Source organism: Flavobacterium haoranii (assembly GCF_009363055.1).
GTDB lineage: Bacteria > Bacteroidota > Bacteroidia > Flavobacteriales > Flavobacteriaceae > Flavobacterium > Flavobacterium haoranii.
Window position 1 is genome coordinate 2,793,608 of the sequence record NZ_CP045292.1, and the last position, 15,440, is coordinate 2,809,047.

21 protein-coding genes and 1 pseudogene are annotated in these 15,440 nt (G+C 31.7%); all 22 read left to right on the forward strand.

Annotated elements, in window-relative coordinates:
* The first annotated feature begins 2 nt into the window (after positions 1-2).
* The 22 genes and pseudogenes from rplR (at position 3) to cysD (ending at position 15,439) form a co-directional block, all read left to right on the forward strand.
* Positions 3-353, forward strand: a complete 351-nt coding sequence (gene rplR / locus GCU34_RS13175; protein ID WP_072781233.1) for a 50S ribosomal protein L18 — start codon at positions 3-5, stop codon at positions 351-353.
* A 6-nt stretch (positions 354-359) separates the two neighbouring features.
* A complete protein-coding gene (gene rpsE / locus GCU34_RS13180; protein ID WP_072781231.1) occupies positions 360-884 on the forward strand; it encodes a 30S ribosomal protein S5 in 525 nt (174 codons plus the stop codon).
* Between the two features lie 14 nt (positions 885-898).
* Positions 899-1,081, forward strand: a complete 183-nt coding sequence (gene rpmD / locus GCU34_RS13185) for a 50S ribosomal protein L30 (protein ID WP_072781229.1) — start codon at positions 899-901, stop codon at positions 1,079-1,081.
* An 11-nt stretch (positions 1,082-1,092) separates the two neighbouring features.
* A complete protein-coding gene (gene rplO / locus GCU34_RS13190) occupies positions 1,093-1,545 on the forward strand; it encodes a 50S ribosomal protein L15 (RefSeq protein WP_072781226.1) in 453 nt (150 codons plus the stop codon).
* 13 nt (positions 1,546-1,558) lie between these two features.
* Positions 1,559-2,902 (forward strand): preprotein translocase subunit SecY, encoded by a 1,344-nt coding sequence (gene secY / locus GCU34_RS13195; RefSeq protein WP_072781223.1) that lies wholly within the window; start codon positions 1,559-1,561, stop codon positions 2,900-2,902.
* Between the two features lie 7 nt (positions 2,903-2,909).
* Positions 2,910-3,125, forward strand: a complete 216-nt coding sequence (gene infA, locus GCU34_RS13200) for a translation initiation factor IF-1 (RefSeq protein ID WP_014387717.1) — start codon at positions 2,910-2,912, stop codon at positions 3,123-3,125.
* 10 nt (positions 3,126-3,135) lie between these two features.
* A complete protein-coding gene (gene ykgO, locus GCU34_RS13205; protein WP_002987490.1) occupies positions 3,136-3,252 on the forward strand; it encodes a type B 50S ribosomal protein L36 in 117 nt (38 codons plus the stop codon).
* 2 nt (positions 3,253-3,254) lie between these two features.
* Positions 3,255-3,629 carry a 30S ribosomal protein S13 gene (gene rpsM / locus GCU34_RS13210; RefSeq protein WP_072781221.1) on the forward strand — a complete coding sequence of 125 codons (375 nt, stop codon included), beginning with the start codon at positions 3,255-3,257 and terminating at the stop codon, positions 3,627-3,629.
* Between the two features lie 12 nt (positions 3,630-3,641).
* Positions 3,642-4,025, forward strand: a complete 384-nt coding sequence (gene rpsK, locus GCU34_RS13215) for a 30S ribosomal protein S11 (protein WP_072781218.1) — start codon at positions 3,642-3,644, stop codon at positions 4,023-4,025.
* 88 nt (positions 4,026-4,113) lie between these two features.
* Positions 4,114-4,719 carry a 30S ribosomal protein S4 gene (rpsD, locus tag GCU34_RS13220; protein WP_072781215.1) on the forward strand — a complete coding sequence of 202 codons (606 nt, stop codon included), beginning with the start codon at positions 4,114-4,116 and terminating at the stop codon, positions 4,717-4,719.
* Positions 4,720-4,738: 19 nt separating this feature from the next.
* Positions 4,739-5,731, forward strand: coding sequence for a DNA-directed RNA polymerase subunit alpha (locus tag GCU34_RS13225; protein ID WP_072781213.1), 993 nt, complete (start codon positions 4,739-4,741; stop codon positions 5,729-5,731).
* 62 nt (positions 5,732-5,793) lie between these two features.
* Positions 5,794-6,279, forward strand: a complete 486-nt coding sequence (rplQ, locus tag GCU34_RS13230; RefSeq protein ID WP_072781210.1) for a 50S ribosomal protein L17 — start codon at positions 5,794-5,796, stop codon at positions 6,277-6,279.
* An 86-nt stretch (positions 6,280-6,365) separates the two neighbouring features.
* The gene (locus GCU34_RS13235) at positions 6,366-7,025 is read left to right on the forward strand and encodes a hypothetical protein (RefSeq protein ID WP_072781207.1); all 660 of its coding nucleotides are present in this window, start codon (positions 6,366-6,368) and stop codon (positions 7,023-7,025) included.
* 101 nt (positions 7,026-7,126) lie between these two features.
* The gene (gene carA / locus GCU34_RS13240; protein ID WP_072781204.1) at positions 7,127-8,236 is read left to right on the forward strand and encodes a glutamine-hydrolyzing carbamoyl-phosphate synthase small subunit; all 1,110 of its coding nucleotides are present in this window, start codon (positions 7,127-7,129) and stop codon (positions 8,234-8,236) included.
* Positions 8,237-8,337: 101 nt separating this feature from the next.
* Positions 8,338-9,630 (forward strand): phosphopyruvate hydratase, encoded by a 1,293-nt coding sequence (eno, locus tag GCU34_RS13245; RefSeq protein WP_072781202.1) that lies wholly within the window; start codon positions 8,338-8,340, stop codon positions 9,628-9,630.
* Between the two features lie 148 nt (positions 9,631-9,778).
* A complete protein-coding gene (locus GCU34_RS13250; protein WP_072781199.1) occupies positions 9,779-11,062 on the forward strand; it encodes a citrate synthase in 1,284 nt (427 codons plus the stop codon).
* 107 nt (positions 11,063-11,169) lie between these two features.
* A complete protein-coding gene (locus GCU34_RS13255; protein ID WP_072781196.1) occupies positions 11,170-12,084 on the forward strand; it encodes a dimethylarginine dimethylaminohydrolase family protein in 915 nt (304 codons plus the stop codon).
* Between the two features lie 76 nt (positions 12,085-12,160).
* On the forward strand, positions 12,161-13,096 hold the full coding sequence (gene ctlX, locus GCU34_RS13260; RefSeq protein ID WP_072781194.1) for a citrulline utilization hydrolase CtlX: 936 nt from the start codon (positions 12,161-12,163) through the stop codon (positions 13,094-13,096).
* Between the two features lie 2 nt (positions 13,097-13,098).
* Positions 13,099-13,511: pseudogene (locus GCU34_RS13265) on the forward strand (RrF2 family transcriptional regulator).
* 71 nt (positions 13,512-13,582) lie between these two features.
* Complete coding sequence (locus GCU34_RS13270) at positions 13,583-13,819, forward strand: DUF2061 domain-containing protein (RefSeq protein ID WP_072781189.1); 237 nt, start codon at positions 13,583-13,585, stop codon at positions 13,817-13,819.
* Positions 13,807-14,535: a phosphoadenylyl-sulfate reductase gene (locus GCU34_RS13275; RefSeq protein WP_072781186.1), complete on the forward strand. Its 729-nt coding sequence runs from the start codon at positions 13,807-13,809 to the stop codon at positions 14,533-14,535. Before GCU34_RS13270 ends, GCU34_RS13275 begins: the two co-directional genes overlap by 13 nt.
* A gap of 10 nt (positions 14,536-14,545) precedes the next feature.
* The gene (cysD, locus tag GCU34_RS13280; RefSeq protein WP_394332667.1) at positions 14,546-15,439 is read left to right on the forward strand and encodes a sulfate adenylyltransferase subunit CysD; all 894 of its coding nucleotides are present in this window, start codon (positions 14,546-14,548) and stop codon (positions 15,437-15,439) included.
* Position 15,440: the final 1 nt, after the last annotated feature.

A 15,440-nucleotide genomic window follows, 5' to 3' on the forward strand; every position in this document is an offset into this window, starting at 1 on the left:
TTATGTCATTAACAAAAACTGAAAGAAGACAAAGAATTAAGTTCAGAATAAGAAAGATTGTAAGCGGTACTGCTTCTCAACCTAGACTTTCTGTCTTTAGATCTAATAAAGAAATCTATGCGCAAATCATAGATGATGTAAACGGTGTTACATTAGTTTCTGCATCTTCTCGTGAAAAAGAAGTAGCAAAAGGTACAAAAACTGAAACTGCAACTGCAGTAGGTAAATTAGTAGCTGAAAGAGCTCTTAAAGCAGGTGTAACTGAAATCTCTTTTGATAGAGGAGGTAATTTATACCACGGACGTGTTAAATCATTAGCTGAAGGAGCTAGAGAAGCTGGATTAAAATTCTAAGAAGTTATGTATCAAAATTATAAAAATGTAGAGCTAGTAAAACCAGGTGGTCTTGAATTAAAAGATCGTTTGGTTAGTGTAAATCGTGTTACTAAGGTTACTAAAGGTGGTAGAGCATTTGGTTTCTCTGCTATCGTAGTAGTAGGTGATGAAAACGGTGTAGTAGGTCACGGATTAGGTAAATCGAAAGATGTTTCTGAAGCAATTGCGAAAGCAGTTGAAGATGCAAAGAAAAATTTAGTAAGAATTCCTTTAAGTGGTGTTACTGTTCCTCATGAGCAAAAAGGTAAGTTTGGTGGAGCTAGAGTATTTTTAATGCCTGCTTCTCACGGTACTGGAGTAATTGCTGGTGGTGCTGTGCGTGCGGTATTAGAATCAGTTGGGATTCATGACGTATTGTCAAAATCTCAAGGTTCTTCTAACCCTCATAACGTTGTTAAAGCTACTTTTGATGCTTTATTACAAATGAGAAGTGCTGCTACTGTTGCAAAACAAAGAGGAGTTTCTCTTGATAAAGTATTTAAAGGTTAAAAAATTCAAGGAAAATGGCAAAAATTTTAGTAAAACAAGTTAAAAGTAGAATTAACTGTCCAGAAACTCAAAAAAGAACGTTAGATTCTTTAGGGTTAAGAAAATTAGGGCAAGTTGTTGAGCATGACGCAAGTCCTGCTGTCCTTGGAATGGTAAATAAAGTTAAACACTTAGTTTCTGTAGAAGAAACTAAATAATAATTTTCGTTATGAATTTAAGTAACTTACAGCCAGCTGAAGGTTCAGTTCACAACCAAAATAAAAGAGTAGGTAGAGGACAAGGTTCTGGTAAAGGTGGTACTTCAACAAGAGGTCACAAAGGAGCTAAGTCGCGTTCTGGTTATTCTAAGAAAATTGGTTTTGAAGGAGGTCAAATGCCACTTCAAAGACGTGTACCTAAGTTCGGATTTAAAAATATAAATAGAGTTGAGTATCAAGGTGTAAACTTAGATACATTACAATTGTTAGTAGACAATGGTTTAATTACTGATACTGTTGATTTCAACGTTTTAGTAGAAAATCGTTTAGCTACAAAAAATAGCTTAGTAAAGATTTTAGGAAGAGGTGAGCTAAAAGCTAAACTTAAAGTAAGTGCTCACAAGTTTACTGCATCTGCAAAAGCTGCTATAGAAGCTGCTGGAGGAGAAGTTGTAACATTATAATCCTTTTAGTAACATGAAGAAATTTATAGATTCTTTTATCAATGTTTGGAAAATTGAAGAGTTAAAAAATAGAATTTTATTAACTCTAGGTTTGTTATTAGTGTATCGTTTCGGTGCTCAAGTAACACTTCCAGGTATTGATGCTACTAAATTAGGAAATCTTACTAATCAAACAGAAGGTGGTATCGGATGGTTAATAAATGTATTTACAGGGGGAGCGTTTTCGCAAGCCTCTGTATTTGCTTTAGGTATTATGCCATACATTTCTGCATCAATCGTAGTTCAGTTAATGGGAATTGCTATTCCTTATTTACAGAAATTACAAAGTGATGGAGAAAGCGGTAGAAAGAAAATCAACCAAATTACAAGATGGTTAACTATCTTAATTACTCTAGTTCAAGGGCCGGGTTATATCTATAACTTGTATAGAACACTACCAAGTGATGCCTTTTTATTAGGATTTAGCTCGTTTGCATTCTTGTTTTCTTCTGTTTTAATTTTAGTTACAGGAACTATTTTTGCAATGTGGTTAGGTGAAAAAATTACTGATAAAGGTATCGGTAATGGTATTTCATTATTGATCATGGTAGGTATTATTGCTAGAATGCCACAAGCTTTCATTCAAGAAGTGATGTCAAGAACTTCTCAAGAAGTTGGTGGTGGAGCAATGATGATAATTATTGAAGTAATCTTGTGGTTCTTGGTAATTATTACATCTATCTTATTAGTAATGGCAGTACGAAAAGTACCTGTGCAATACGCAAGAAGAACAGTTTCTGGAGATTTTGAGCAAGATGGTGCAAGACAATTCATTCCGTTGAAGTTAAATGCTTCTGGAGTTATGCCAATCATTTTCGCTCAAGCTATCATGTTTATTCCAGCTGCAATTTCAGGTTTCGCTAAAGAATCTGAAACTGCTCAATCGTTAACAACAATGTTTAACAATCCTTTCGGATTAGTTTATAATATAGTGTTTGGTTTACTAATCGTAATTTTTACGTATTTTTACACCGCAATTACTGTACCAACAAACAAAATGGCTGACGATTTAAAAAGAAGTGGTGGATTCATTCCTGGTGTTAGACCTGGAGTTGAAACTAGTGATTATTTAGATAATTTGATGTCTTTAATTACTTTCCCAGGATCATTATTCTTAGCTTTAATCGCAATCTTACCTGCAATTGTGGTAAGTTTATTAAATGTTCAAGGAGCTTGGGGTTATTTCTACGGTGGAACTTCTTTGTTAATTATGGTTGGAGTTGCAATTGATACTATTCAACAAATAAATTCTTATTTATTGAATAGACATTACGATGGTTTGATGAAAAGTGGTAAAAATAGAAAGGCAATAGCTTAATATATTTATGGCAAAACAATCAGCAATAGAACAAGACGGAACAATTGTAGAAGCATTATCAAATGCTATGTTTCGAGTTGAATTAGAAAATGGACATGTTGTAATTGCTCATATTTCTGGTAAAATGCGTATGCATTACATTAAATTGTTACCAGGAGACAAGGTTAAACTTGAAATGAGTCCTTACGATTTGTCAAAAGCAAGAATTACATACAGATACTAAAGCTATTAAAATGAAAGTAAGAGCATCAGTAAAAAAGAGAAGTGCAGAGTGCATTATCGTACGTAGAAAAGGAAGATTATACGTGATCAATAAAAAGAATCCTAGATTTAAACAAAGACAAGGATAATTATGGCAAGAATCGCAGGGGTAGATGTACCTAAACAAAAAAGAGGAATAATTGCTTTAACTTATATCTTTGGTATAGGTAAAAGTAGAGCTAAAGAAATCTTAGCTAAAGCTCAAGTGAGTGAAGATAAAAAAGTTCAAGATTGGAATGATGATGAAATCAGCGCAATTCGTGAGGCTGTTTCTTATTTCAAAATTGAAGGTGAATTACGTTCAGAAATTCAATTAAACATCAAACGTTTAATGGATATTGGATGTCAAAGAGGTATTCGTCACAGAGCTGGACTTCCATTAAGAGGTCAAAGAACTAAGAATAATTCTAGAACTAGAAAAGGTAAGAGAAAAACTGTTGCTAACAAGAAAAAAGCAACTAAATAATAAGTAAGTAATATGGCTAAGACTACAGCAAAAAAACGTAAAGTTATCGTTGAATCTTCAGGAGAAGCACATATTAATGCTACTTTTAATAACATCATTATCTCTTTAACTAACAAAAAAGGGGAAGTTATTTCTTGGTCTTCAGCAGGTAAAATGGGCTTTAGAGGTTCTAAAAAGAATACTCCATATGCAGCTCAAATGGCAGCAGAAGATTGTGCAAAAGTAGCACTTGAGGCAGGACTTAAAAAAGTAAAAGTTTACGTTAAAGGTCCAGGTAACGGTAGAGAATCTGCAATTCGTTCTATCCACAATGGTGGTATCGAAGTTACAGAAATTATCGATGTTACTCCAATACCTCACAATGGATGTCGTCCTCCAAAGAGAAGAAGAGTATAATTTTTTTAGTATAAACTAAGGTAGGTTTACGATTATCGAAGGATATAGACCTGAATTCATAATCCCTACCTTTATAATTTTTTTTAAAATGGCAAGATATACTGGTCCACAAACTAAAATCGCACGTAAATTTGGTGAAGCAATTTTCGGTGACGACAAATCTTTCGAAAGAAGAAATTACCCTCCAGGGCAACATGGTTTAGCTCGTAAAAGAGGTAAAAAATCTGAATATGCTGTTCAGTTAATGGAGAAGCAAAAAGCTAAATATACTTATGGTATTTTAGAAAAACAATTCAGAAACTTATATGAAAAAGCATCTGCTGCATCTGGGGTAACTGGTGAAATTTTATTACAATTATGTGAAGCTCGTTTAGATAACGTTGTTTTCAGAATGGGTATTGCTCCTTCAAGAAGAGCTGCACGTCAAATTGTTTCTCACCGTCATATTACTGTAAATGGAGAAGTTGTAAATATTCCTTCTTATCACTTAAAACCAGGTGATAAAGTAGCAGTTCGTGAAAAATCTAAATCTTTAGATGTAATCGATCGTTCTTTATCTAGTTCATCTACTGTATATGAGTGGATTACTTGGAATAATGATACTAAAGAAGGTACTTTTGTTGCTGTTCCACAAAGAATTCAGATTCCTGAAAATATTAAAGAGCAACTAATCGTTGAGTTGTATAACAAATAATAATTGACTTTAGTCGAATATGGCATTATTTAATTTTCAAAAGCCCGATAAAGTTATCATGATCGATTCAACCGATTTTGAAGGTAAATTTGAATTTAGACCTTTAGAACCGGGATATGGATTGACTGTTGGTAATGCATTAAGAAGAGTATTACTATCTTCATTAGAAGGTCATGCTGTTACTTCAGTTCGCATTGAAGGAGTTGAGCACGAGTTTTCTACAATTACTGGAGTAGTTGAAGATGTAACTGAAATCATTTTAAATCTTAAACAAGTACGTTTCAAACGTCAAATTGAAGATATTGATAACGAATCAGTTTCAATTTCATTGTCTGGTAAAGAGCAAATTACTGCTGGAGATTTCCAAAAATTTATTTCTGGATTTCAAGTTTTAAACCCAGATTTAGTAATTTGTAATTTAGATAGTAAAACAACTATCAACATGGAGCTTTCTATCGAAAAAGGTAGAGGTTATGTTCCTGCTGAAGAAAACAAAAAAGCAAATGCACCTATTGGTACTATTTTTACAGATTCTATCTATACACCGGTAAAAAATGTAAAATATTCAATTGAGAACTATCGTGTTGAGCAAAAAACTGATTATGAAAAATTAGTTTTCGAAATCATTACCGATGGTTCAATACATCCAAAAGATGCTTTAACTGAAGCAGCTAAAACGTTGATTCATCACTTTATGTTGTTTTCAGATGAGAGAATTACATTGGAGGCTGATGAAATTGCTCAAACAGAATCTTATGATGAAGAATCTTTACACATGCGTCAGTTGTTAAAAACTAAGCTTGTTGATATGGATTTATCTGTAAGAGCATTAAATTGTTTAAAAGCGGCAGAAGTTGATACATTAGGAGACTTAGTTTCTTTCAACAAAAACGACTTAATGAAGTTCCGTAATTTTGGAAAAAAATCTTTAACAGAGCTAGATGAATTAGTAGCGTCTAAAGGTTTAAACTTCGGAATGGATTTAAGTAAATACAAATTAGATAAAGAATAAATTACTTCATATTTTGCGCTCCACAAAGGATTGATGCAAGATGAAGGTTAAATAGAAACGTCATGAGACACGGAAAAAAAGTAAATCACTTAAGTAGACAAACAGGTCATAGAAAAGCTATGTTAGCTAATATGGCATGTTCGTTAATCGAGCACAAGCGTATTAACACAACAGTTGCTAAGGCTAAAGCTTTAAAACAGTTTGTTGAACCTTTAGTAACAAAATCTAAAGAAGATACTACACACAACAGACGTATTGTTTTCTCTTATTTAAGAAATAAATATGCTGTAACTGAGTTATTCAGAGAAGTTGCTGCTAAAGTTGGTGACCGTCCAGGAGGATACACTCGTATCATCAAGTTAGGTAATCGTTTAGGAGATAACGCTGATATGGCTATGATTGAGTTAGTAGACTTCAATACAGTTTACAACGGAGGTAAAAAAGAAGTTAAGAAAACTACTCGTCGTGGTAGATCTAAAAAAGCTGAGACAGCTGCTCCTGAAGCACCTGCAGCTGATGCTTCTGAAACTTCAGAAACTCAAGAATAATCATGAAATTATGTTAAATATAAAAGGGATAAATTAACAGTTTATCCCTTTTTTTATATTTACCCAAAAATTTAAAAAAATAAAATATGAAAAAGTTTTTTCTTTTAGTTTTCTGTATTTCTTTTAGTGTAGTTTTTTCACAAGATACTACAAACTTTAGAACTCAAAGTACGGGTGATTTACTAACGTCAGGTTTTTGGATTCCTGCTTCAAGCATTAATAAAAATATAAAAGGGTCTAATTATTTGTTTGAAAAATGGGAAAATTTTGCAAACATATACTCTGATAATGGTAATGTTTTTAGAATTACCAATTTAAATTATAATATCAAGAGTAAAAAATTAGAAGCAAAAATTTCAAATGATTCGGTTTTTCAATTCAATACTGAAGGAATTAGTAAAGTGAGAATCATGAATTCTACTTTCAAATTAATTGATTCAGAGTTCATGAAAGAATTGATGACAGGTAAAGTTGGTTTATATATTAAATATAGTTTAAAAACTAAGGACGCTGTTTTTAATCCTTTAACACATGATGAATTAACGCCGGAGGAAATTATCAAAGTAGAGAATTATTTAATTCAAGTAGAAGGTAAAAGTTTTGACATAAAATTGAAAAAAGGAGACATATTAAAATTTTTAAAGGATAAAGAGAAGGAAGTGAAAGATTTTGTTAAAAGGAATAAGTTATCTTTTTCAAATGAAAAAGATGTCGTAAAAATATTAGGTTATTATAATTCATTATAATTTAAAAGGATAAACTAAAATAGTTTATCCTTTTTTTATGTTTTATTTTTAAATACTTTGAAATAGAATTAAATTTGCAAAAAATACACAACAACACAATAATGAAATACACAAATCGCAAGCAAGCAGTTTTACTGCTAAAAGATGGAACAATTTTTTATGGTAAATCAATTGGTATTGAAGGTAAAACTTTTGGTGAAGTTGCTTTTAATACGGGTACAACTGGTTATCAAGAAATTTTTACTGATCCATCTTATTATGGACAAATAATGGTAACTACAAACGCTCATATTGGAAACTACGGAGTAAGTGTAGAGGATGTTGAGTCGAACGGAGTGAAAATAGCTGGTTTGGTTTGTAAAAATTTTAGTTTTAATTATTCTCGAACTAGTGCTTCTGAAAGTTTATTCGATTATTTTGAAAAACAAAATTTGATTGTTATTTCGGATGTTGATACAAGAGCTTTGGTTAGTTATATTAGAGATAATGGGGCAATGAATGCTGTTATTTGTACAGACGGAACTCCAATTGAAGAATTGAAAACTTTATTGGCTGATGTTCCTGATATGAACGGATTAGAATTGGCATCTGTAGTTTCTACAAAAGAACCTTATTTCTTTGGCGACGAAAATGCTAAGTATAAAATTTCTGCTTTAGATTTAGGAATTAAAACTAATATCCTTAGAAATTTAGCTAAAAGAGATTGTTATATAAAAGTGTTCCCTTTTAATGCTACTTATGCTGATTTAAAATCGTTTAGTCCTGATGGTTATTTCTTGTCAAATGGGCCTGGTGATCCTGAACCACTTACTTCTGCTCAACAAGTAGCGCGTGATATTTTAAATGAGAACCAACCTTTATTTGGAATTTGCCTAGGTCATCAAGTAATTGCATTAGCAAATGGAATTTCTACCTATAAAATGTTTAACGGACATAGAGGAATAAATCATCCTGTTAAGAATTTAATTACTGGCAAAGGAGAAATTACTTCGCAAAATCATGGATTTGCAGTTTCAAAAGAAGATTTAGACAAGAATAACGATTTTGAGTTAACTCATGTGCATTTGAATGATGGCACAGTTGCCGGTATGAAAATGAAATCTAAAAATTGTTTTTCAGTACAATATCACCCAGAAGCTAGTCCAGGACCACACGATTCTTCATATCTTTTTGATCAGTTTATTGAAAATATTAAGGCTTCAAAGAACTAAAACGTTATCGTTTATAAGTTTTTTTAGAAATAGGAATTATTAAAAATAATAGTTATATTTTTGTTTAAAACACAAAACTAATAACAAAAAATTATAAAAAAATGAGCATTATTATAAAAGTACATGCAAGACAGATTTTGGATTCTAGAGGAAATCCAACAGTTGAAGTAGATGTAGTAACTGAAAATGGAGTTTTAGGTAGAGCTGCGGTTCCAAGTGGAGCTTCAACGGGTGAGCATGAAGCAGTTGAGTTAAGAGATGGTGGTAAAAATTACATGGGTAAAGGTGTTTTAAAAGCAGTTGAAAATGTAAATACTACTATTGCTTCTGAAATTGTTGGAATGTCTGTTTTTGGTCAAAATGCAATTGATAAAGCTATGATCGAATTAGACGGTACAGCAAATAAATCAAACTTAGGTGCGAATGCTATTTTAGGTGTTTCGTTAGCAGTGGCTAAAGCTGCAGCAAACGAATTAGGAATGCCTTTATATCGTTATGTTGGTGGTGTTTCTGCTAATACATTGCCAGTTCCAATGATGAATATCATCAATGGTGGCTCGCATTCGGATGCTCCAATTGCGTTTCAAGAATTTATGATTATGCCTGTTAAAGCGAAATCGTTCACACATGCTATGCAAATGGGAACTGAAATTTTCCATAACTTGAAAAAAGTATTACACGATAGAAATTTATCAACTGCAGTTGGAGATGAAGGTGGTTTTGCACCAAATTTAGCTGGTGGGACAGAAGATGCATTAGATTCTATCAAATTAGCTGTGGAAAAAGCAGGTTATACTTTTGGTGATGATGTTATGGTTGCTTTAGATTGTGCCGCTTCAGAATTTTATGTAGACGGTAAATATGATTACACAAAATTTGAAGGAGAAACAGGTAAAGTAAGAACTTCTGCTGAACAAGCTGAATACTTAGCTGAATTAGCAGCAAAATATCCTATTATTTCTATCGAAGACGGAATGTACGAAGATGATTGGGCAGGTTGGAAATTATTAACTGAGAAAATTGGAGATAAAGTGCAATTAGTTGGAGATGATTTATATGTGACTAATGTTGAACGTTTATCAAGAGGTATTTCTGAAGGAATTGCGAACTCAATCTTAATTAAAGTAAATCAAATTGGTACTTTAACTGAAACTATTGCAGCGGTAAATATGGCACATAATGCTGGATATACTTCTGTAATGTCTCATCGTTCTGGAGAAACTGAAGATAATACGATTGCTGATTTAGCGGTTGCTTTAAACTGCGGACAAATTAAAACGGGTTCAGCTTCACGTTCAGATCGTATGTCAAAATACAATCAATTATTAAGAATTGAAGAAGAATTAGCTGAAGTGGCTTATTTTCCCGGCGTAAATGCTTTTAAAGTGAAATAGTTTATAGAAATAATTTAAAAAACCCAACATCAATGTGTTGGGTTTTTTTATATATAATAATTAAGCATAAAATAATATTAAATTCTTTAGAAATCGATTGAAATTGATTAAATTCGCAGAGTTTCATTATAAAAAAATATTAATATATATGTCTAAAACTGCAATATTAGAGTTAGATGGTAATAAGTTTGAGTTTCCTGTAATTCTAGGAACTGAAAATGAAGTTGCTATCGATGTTGAAAAGTTGCGTGGAGCAACAGGAGCAATCACAATTGATCCAGGTTACAAAAATACAGGTTCATGTAAAAGTGAAATTACTTTCTTAGATGGTGAAGAAGGAATTTTACGTTATAGAGGATATGCTATCGAAGATTTAGCTGACAAAGCTAACTTCTTAGAAGTATCTTATTTATTAGTTTTTGGTGAATTACCAACGGCTGCTCAATTAGAGAAATTTGAAAATGATATTCGCAAGTATACACTTGTTCATGAAGAAATGAAAAATATCATTGACGGTTTTCCTAAGACAGCTCACCCAATGGGTGTCTTATCTTCGTTAACAAGTGCTTTAACTGCTTTTAATCCTAAATCTGTTAATGTTGATAATGAAAAAGAAATGTATGAGGCAGTTTGTAAAACTATGGGTAAATTCTTAGTTATTGCAACTTGGACTTATAGAAAAAGAATGGGTTATCCATTAAATTATTATGATAACACTAAAGGCTATGTAGAGAATTTCATGCGTTTAATGTTTGAATTACCAACAGGTCCTTACAAGGCAGATGCAAAAGTTGTTAGTGCATTAGATAAATTATTCATTCTTCATGCTGATCATGAACAAAACTGTTCTACTTCTACTGTAAGGATTGTTGGTTCTTCTCATGCTGGTTTATTTGCTTCTATTTCTGCAGGTGTTTCTGCACTTTGGGGTCCATTACATGGTGGTGCTAACCAAGCGGTGTTAGAAATGTTACAAGAAATTCATGATAATGGTGGTGATGTTGCTAAATTCGTTTTAAAAGCAAAAGATAAAGACGATCCATTCCGTTTAATGGGATTCGGACACAGAGTTTACAAAAACTTCGATCCAAGAGCAACGATTATTAAAAAAGCTGCTGATGATGTTTTAACTGCTTTAGGTGTTGATGATCCATTATTAGATATTGCTAAGCAATTAGAAAAAGTAGCTTTAGAAGATGAATATTTCAAAGCAAGAAATTTATATCCAAACGTAGATTTCTATTCTGGAATTATTTACCGTGCTATGGGAATTCCTGTTGAAATGTTTACAGTGTTATTTGCTATTGGTCGTTTACCAGGTTGGATTGCGCAATGGAAAGAAATGCGTTTAAATAAAGAACCAATCGGACGTCCTCGTCAAGTATACACTGGTTCTCCACTTAGAGCTTTCAAAGAAGTAAAAGATAGATAATAAAAATCCCGAGAAATCGGGATTTTTTTGTTTATAACTCTTTTTTTCTAGTAGTGCTATTTTTCTATCTTTGCTACAAATCAAACTAGAAAACTAAACCAAACTTTATGTTACAGTTAAATATAAAAGATGAAACATCTAGATTATGTGCTGTAGTTTTAGGTACTGCTGTAAGTAATGGACCTACACCTACAATAGATGGAGCATATGATCCAAAATCATTAGAACATATTAAAGCAGGAACTTATCCTGTTGAGGAAGATATGGTGAAAGAAATGGAAGCTTTTAATCAAGTGTTTCAAAAATATAATGTTCAAGTTTTTCGTCCCGAAGTAATTGAAAATTATAACCAAATTTTTTCTCGGGATATTGGTTTCGTAATTGATGATATTTTTATTAAAGCGAATATCTTACCAGATAGAGAAAGAGAATTAGACGCTATTCAATATGTAATTGATCAAATTGATCCGCTTAAAGTTGTTCGTCCTCCAGAAGAAGTTCACGTAGAAGGCGGAGATGTAATGTTATGGAACGATCATATTTTTGTGGGAACTTATAAAGGTTCAGATTATAAAGATTACATTACTGCGCGAACAAACATGCATGGCGTAAATTATTTGAAAGAATTGTTTCCAAATAAAATTGTAAAAGAATTTGATTTGGTTAAATCTAAAATTGAACCGCGCGATAATGCATTGCATTTAGATTGTTGTTTTCAGCCAGTTGGTACAAATAAAGGAATTATTTATAAAAGTGGCTTCCGTGAAGAAGCAGATTATATGTATTTAGTAGATTTATTTGGTAAAGAAAATTTATTTCATATCGAAAGAGAAGAAATGTATCACATGAATTCAAATGTATTTTCTATTGCTCCTGATGTTGTAGTTTCAGAAAAAAACTTTACAAGATTAAATAATTGGTTACGAGATAATGGATTTACTGTAGAAGAAATTCCGTATGCTGAAATTGCAAAACAAGAAGGACTTTTAAGATGTTCAACATTACCGTTAATTAGAGATTAAAAAGTTTGTAGTTTAGAGTTTGTGGTTTATTGTTAGTAAACTAAAAACGATGAACAATTAACATAAACATAAAAAAATGAATCAAACAACTAATACTATTTTAATGATTCGTCCGGTTGCATTCCGAATGAACGAACAAACTGCGGTTAATAATTATTACCAAAAAGTTTTAGATAATTTAACGCCAGCAACAGTTAATGCTAAAGCTCAGGCAGAATTTGATGCGTATGTTGAAAAATTACGATCTGTTGGTGTAAATGTTGTTGTGGTAGACGATACTTTAGATCCTGATACGCCAGATAGTATTTTTCCAAATAATTGGATTTCTTTTCATGAAACTGGTGATGTTGTTTTGTATCCAATGTTTGCCGAAAATCGTCGTTTAGAACGTAGAGAAGATGTCTTAGATATCTTAGAAGAATCTGGATTTCAAATCAATGAAATAATGGATTACACTTCTGCTGAAGAAGATAATATTTTTCTAGAAGGTACAGGAAGTATCATTTTGGATAGAGCAAATGAAATTGCTTATTGTGCTTTATCTCCTAGAGCAGATGAAGAATTGTTTATCGAATTTTGTGAAGATTTTGAATATAATCCAATTATTTTTGAAGCATTTCAAACAGTAGAGGGTGAAAGAAAACATATTTATCATACTAATGTTATGATGTGTATTGCGGAAACATTTGCAGTTATTTGTGCAGATTGCATTGACGATAAAGCAGAGCGCAAAATGGTTTTAGAAAGCTTGAAGAATAATGGAAAAGAAATTATTTTAATCACAGAAGCTCAAGTTAATAATTTTGCTGGGAATATGTTGCAAGTTCGCGGAGCAAATGATGAACGTTTTCTTGTAATGAGTAATGCAGCGTATCAGTCTTTAACAAAAAATCAAGTCACTAAAATCGAAAAACATTGTAAAATTGTTTACGCTAGTTTAGATATTATTGAAGCTTGTGGCGGTGGAAGTGCTCGTTGTATGATGGCAGAAGTATTTTTACCAAAAGCATAAATATGTTATCAAGAAAAACAAAATATGGGTTAAAAGCGCTGATTTATATTGCAAAGCAAGATAAATCAGCACCCGTATTGATTTCAGAAATTTCTGATAAAGAAAAAATATCCAAAAATTCCTAGAATCTATCTTATTAGATTTGAAAAAAAACGGAATTTTAGGCTCTAAAATGGGAAAAGGTGGAGGATATTATTTGCTTAAAGATTCGAAAGAAATAAAAGTTGCAAGTGTAATTAGGGTTTTAGAAGGACCAATTGCCATGTTACCTTGTGTAAGTATCAATTTTTATGAAAGATGTGAAGATTGTCCTAGTGAAGAAACATGTGCTTTAAATAAATTGATGATTCAAGTGCGTGATAATGCCTTGGTAATTTTAGAAAATAAGACATTATTTGATTTAGCAAATACATAAAAAAATTTACAATATTAGTCTACTAATTCTATAGATTAATAGTATATTTGCATATTAATTTTTAGACGAGTATGATACTAGATATATTGCGTTCAAAAAAAACTAATGAAATATTTAGTCGAAATACTAAAATTTCAGCATTAAAAGCTGTAACCTGGCGTTTACTAGGGACTATTGATACAATGGTAATTTCTTATTTTATGACAGGAAGTGTAAAAATTGCGTTTTCAATAGGCAGTTTCGAGGTTTTTACAAAAATGGTACTTTATTTTATACATGAAAAAGTTTGGGATAGATGGACAAGATAACAAAAGAGAATTTGCAATATTGGAATGATAAATTAAATAACATTTCATTAGAAAATATTTTAGATATAGTTTTAAAAAATGTAGAAGGAAGAGTTGTGTTTTCTACTTCATTCGGAATTGAAGATCAAGTTTTAACACATTATTTAAATCCTTTTCATAATAAAGTTGAAGTTTTTACTTTAGATACTGGTCGCCAGTTTAATGAAACTTATGAAGTTTTTCAAAAAACACAAAGTAAGTATCCTAATTTAACTATAAAAACTTATTATCCGGAAGAAGCTGATATTCAAGAATATTATCAAAAATCTGGTGTAAATGGTTTTTATAATAGCATTGAAGAGCGTAAACAATGTTGTTTTATTCGAAAGGTAAAACCTTTGAATAGAGCTTTAAAAGGTGCTTCTGTTTGGATTACAGGTTTACGTGCTGAACAATCTGCTAATAGAGAAAGTATGCAGTTTTTAGAATGGGATGAAGATCATCAATTGGTTAAATTCAACCCATTGTTGCATTATACTTTAAAAGATGTTGAAGCAGAAATAAATGAGTTTAATATTCCAATAAATAGTTTGTATAAAAAAGGTTTCCTAAGTATTGGTTGTGCGCCTTGTACTAGAGCTTTGGAACCAGGAGAAGACTTTAGAGCTGGCCGTTGGTGGTGGGAAGATGGTAAAAAAGAATGTGGTTTGCATCTTCATGAAAGTAAAAATAATTAAATAAATGAAAATGAGAAATCATTTAGATGAATTAGAAAACGAAAGTATCTACATTTTACGTGAAATTGTAGCGCAATTTCAAAAGCCTGTGTTATTGTTTTCAGGAGGAAAAGATTCTATTACTGTAGCTCGTTTAGCACAAAAGGCTTTTTATCCTGCTAAAATTCCATTTGCTTTTATGCATATTGATACCGGACATAATTTCCCGGAAACTATTGAATTTAGAGATAAGTTAATTAATGAGTTAGGTGTAGAGCTGATTGTTCGTTATGTTCAAGATAGTATTAATCAAAATAAGGTTCAAGAAGAAACTGGGAAATATGCAAGTAGAAATGCATTGCAAACTATTACATTGTTAGATGCTATAGAAGAATTTGGTTTTGACGCTTGTATTGGCGGTGCTCGTAGAGATGAAGAAAAATCAAGAGCAAAAGAACGAATATTTTCAGTTCGAGATGATTTTGGACAATGGGATGCTAAAAAACAGCGACCTGAGATGTTTTCAATTTTAAATGGAAGAATCAATTTTGGAGAAAATGTAAGAGCTTTTCCTATTAGTAATTGGACAGAAGAAGATGTGTGGAGTTATATAAAAAGAGAAAATCTTGAGTTACCTTCCATATATTTTTCGCACGAAAGAAAATTAGTAAAACGTGATGGCGCAATTTTAGCTTTTTCAGAATATTTAAATTTAGTTGAAACTGATGAAATTGTTATGGGTCAAGTTCGTTTTAGAACTGTTGGCGATATGACATGTACTGCAGCATTATATTCTGAAGCTAATTCAATTGATACTATTATGTTTGAAAATAAAAACTCTAAATCTTCAGAAAGAGGAGCAAGAATTGATGATAAACGTTCTGAAGCAGCTTTAGAACAAAGAAAAAAAGGAGGTTATTTTTAAT

Coding starts and splice junctions, on each gene's coding strand:
- infA (WP_014387717.1), top strand. CDS start 2,910: ATGGCAAAACAATCAGCAATAGAACAAGACGGAACAATTGTAGAAGCA.
- rpsK (WP_072781218.1), top strand. CDS start 3,642: ATGGCTAAGACTACAGCAAAAAAACGTAAAGTTATCGTTGAATCTTCA.
- GCU34_RS13250 (WP_072781199.1), top strand. CDS start 9,779: ATGTCTAAAACTGCAATATTAGAGTTAGATGGTAATAAGTTTGAGTTT.
- rpsE (WP_072781231.1), top strand. CDS start 360: ATGTATCAAAATTATAAAAATGTAGAGCTAGTAAAACCAGGTGGTCTT.
- rplO (WP_072781226.1), top strand. CDS start 1,093: ATGAATTTAAGTAACTTACAGCCAGCTGAAGGTTCAGTTCACAACCAA.
- rpmD (WP_072781229.1), top strand. CDS start 899: ATGGCAAAAATTTTAGTAAAACAAGTTAAAAGTAGAATTAACTGTCCA.
- ykgO (WP_002987490.1), top strand. CDS start 3,136: ATGAAAGTAAGAGCATCAGTAAAAAAGAGAAGTGCAGAGTGCATTATC.
- GCU34_RS13270 (WP_072781189.1), top strand. CDS start 13,583: ATGATACTAGATATATTGCGTTCAAAAAAAACTAATGAAATATTTAGT.
- eno (WP_072781202.1), top strand. CDS start 8,338: ATGAGCATTATTATAAAAGTACATGCAAGACAGATTTTGGATTCTAGA.
- carA (WP_072781204.1), top strand. CDS start 7,127: ATGAAATACACAAATCGCAAGCAAGCAGTTTTACTGCTAAAAGATGGA.
- rplR (WP_072781233.1), top strand. CDS start 3: ATGTCATTAACAAAAACTGAAAGAAGACAAAGAATTAAGTTCAGAATA.
- rpsD (WP_072781215.1), top strand. CDS start 4,114: ATGGCAAGATATACTGGTCCACAAACTAAAATCGCACGTAAATTTGGT.
- GCU34_RS13225 (WP_072781213.1), top strand. CDS start 4,739: ATGGCATTATTTAATTTTCAAAAGCCCGATAAAGTTATCATGATCGAT.
- rpsM (WP_072781221.1), top strand. CDS start 3,255: ATGGCAAGAATCGCAGGGGTAGATGTACCTAAACAAAAAAGAGGAATA.
- rplQ (WP_072781210.1), top strand. CDS start 5,794: ATGAGACACGGAAAAAAAGTAAATCACTTAAGTAGACAAACAGGTCAT.
- cysD (WP_394332667.1), top strand. CDS start 14,546: ATGAGAAATCATTTAGATGAATTAGAAAACGAAAGTATCTACATTTTA.
- GCU34_RS13235 (WP_072781207.1), top strand. CDS start 6,366: ATGAAAAAGTTTTTTCTTTTAGTTTTCTGTATTTCTTTTAGTGTAGTT.
- ctlX (WP_072781194.1), top strand. CDS start 12,161: ATGAATCAAACAACTAATACTATTTTAATGATTCGTCCGGTTGCATTC.
- GCU34_RS13275 (WP_072781186.1), top strand. CDS start 13,807: ATGGACAAGATAACAAAAGAGAATTTGCAATATTGGAATGATAAATTA.
- GCU34_RS13255 (WP_072781196.1), top strand. CDS start 11,170: ATGTTACAGTTAAATATAAAAGATGAAACATCTAGATTATGTGCTGTA.
- secY (WP_072781223.1), top strand. CDS start 1,559: ATGAAGAAATTTATAGATTCTTTTATCAATGTTTGGAAAATTGAAGAG.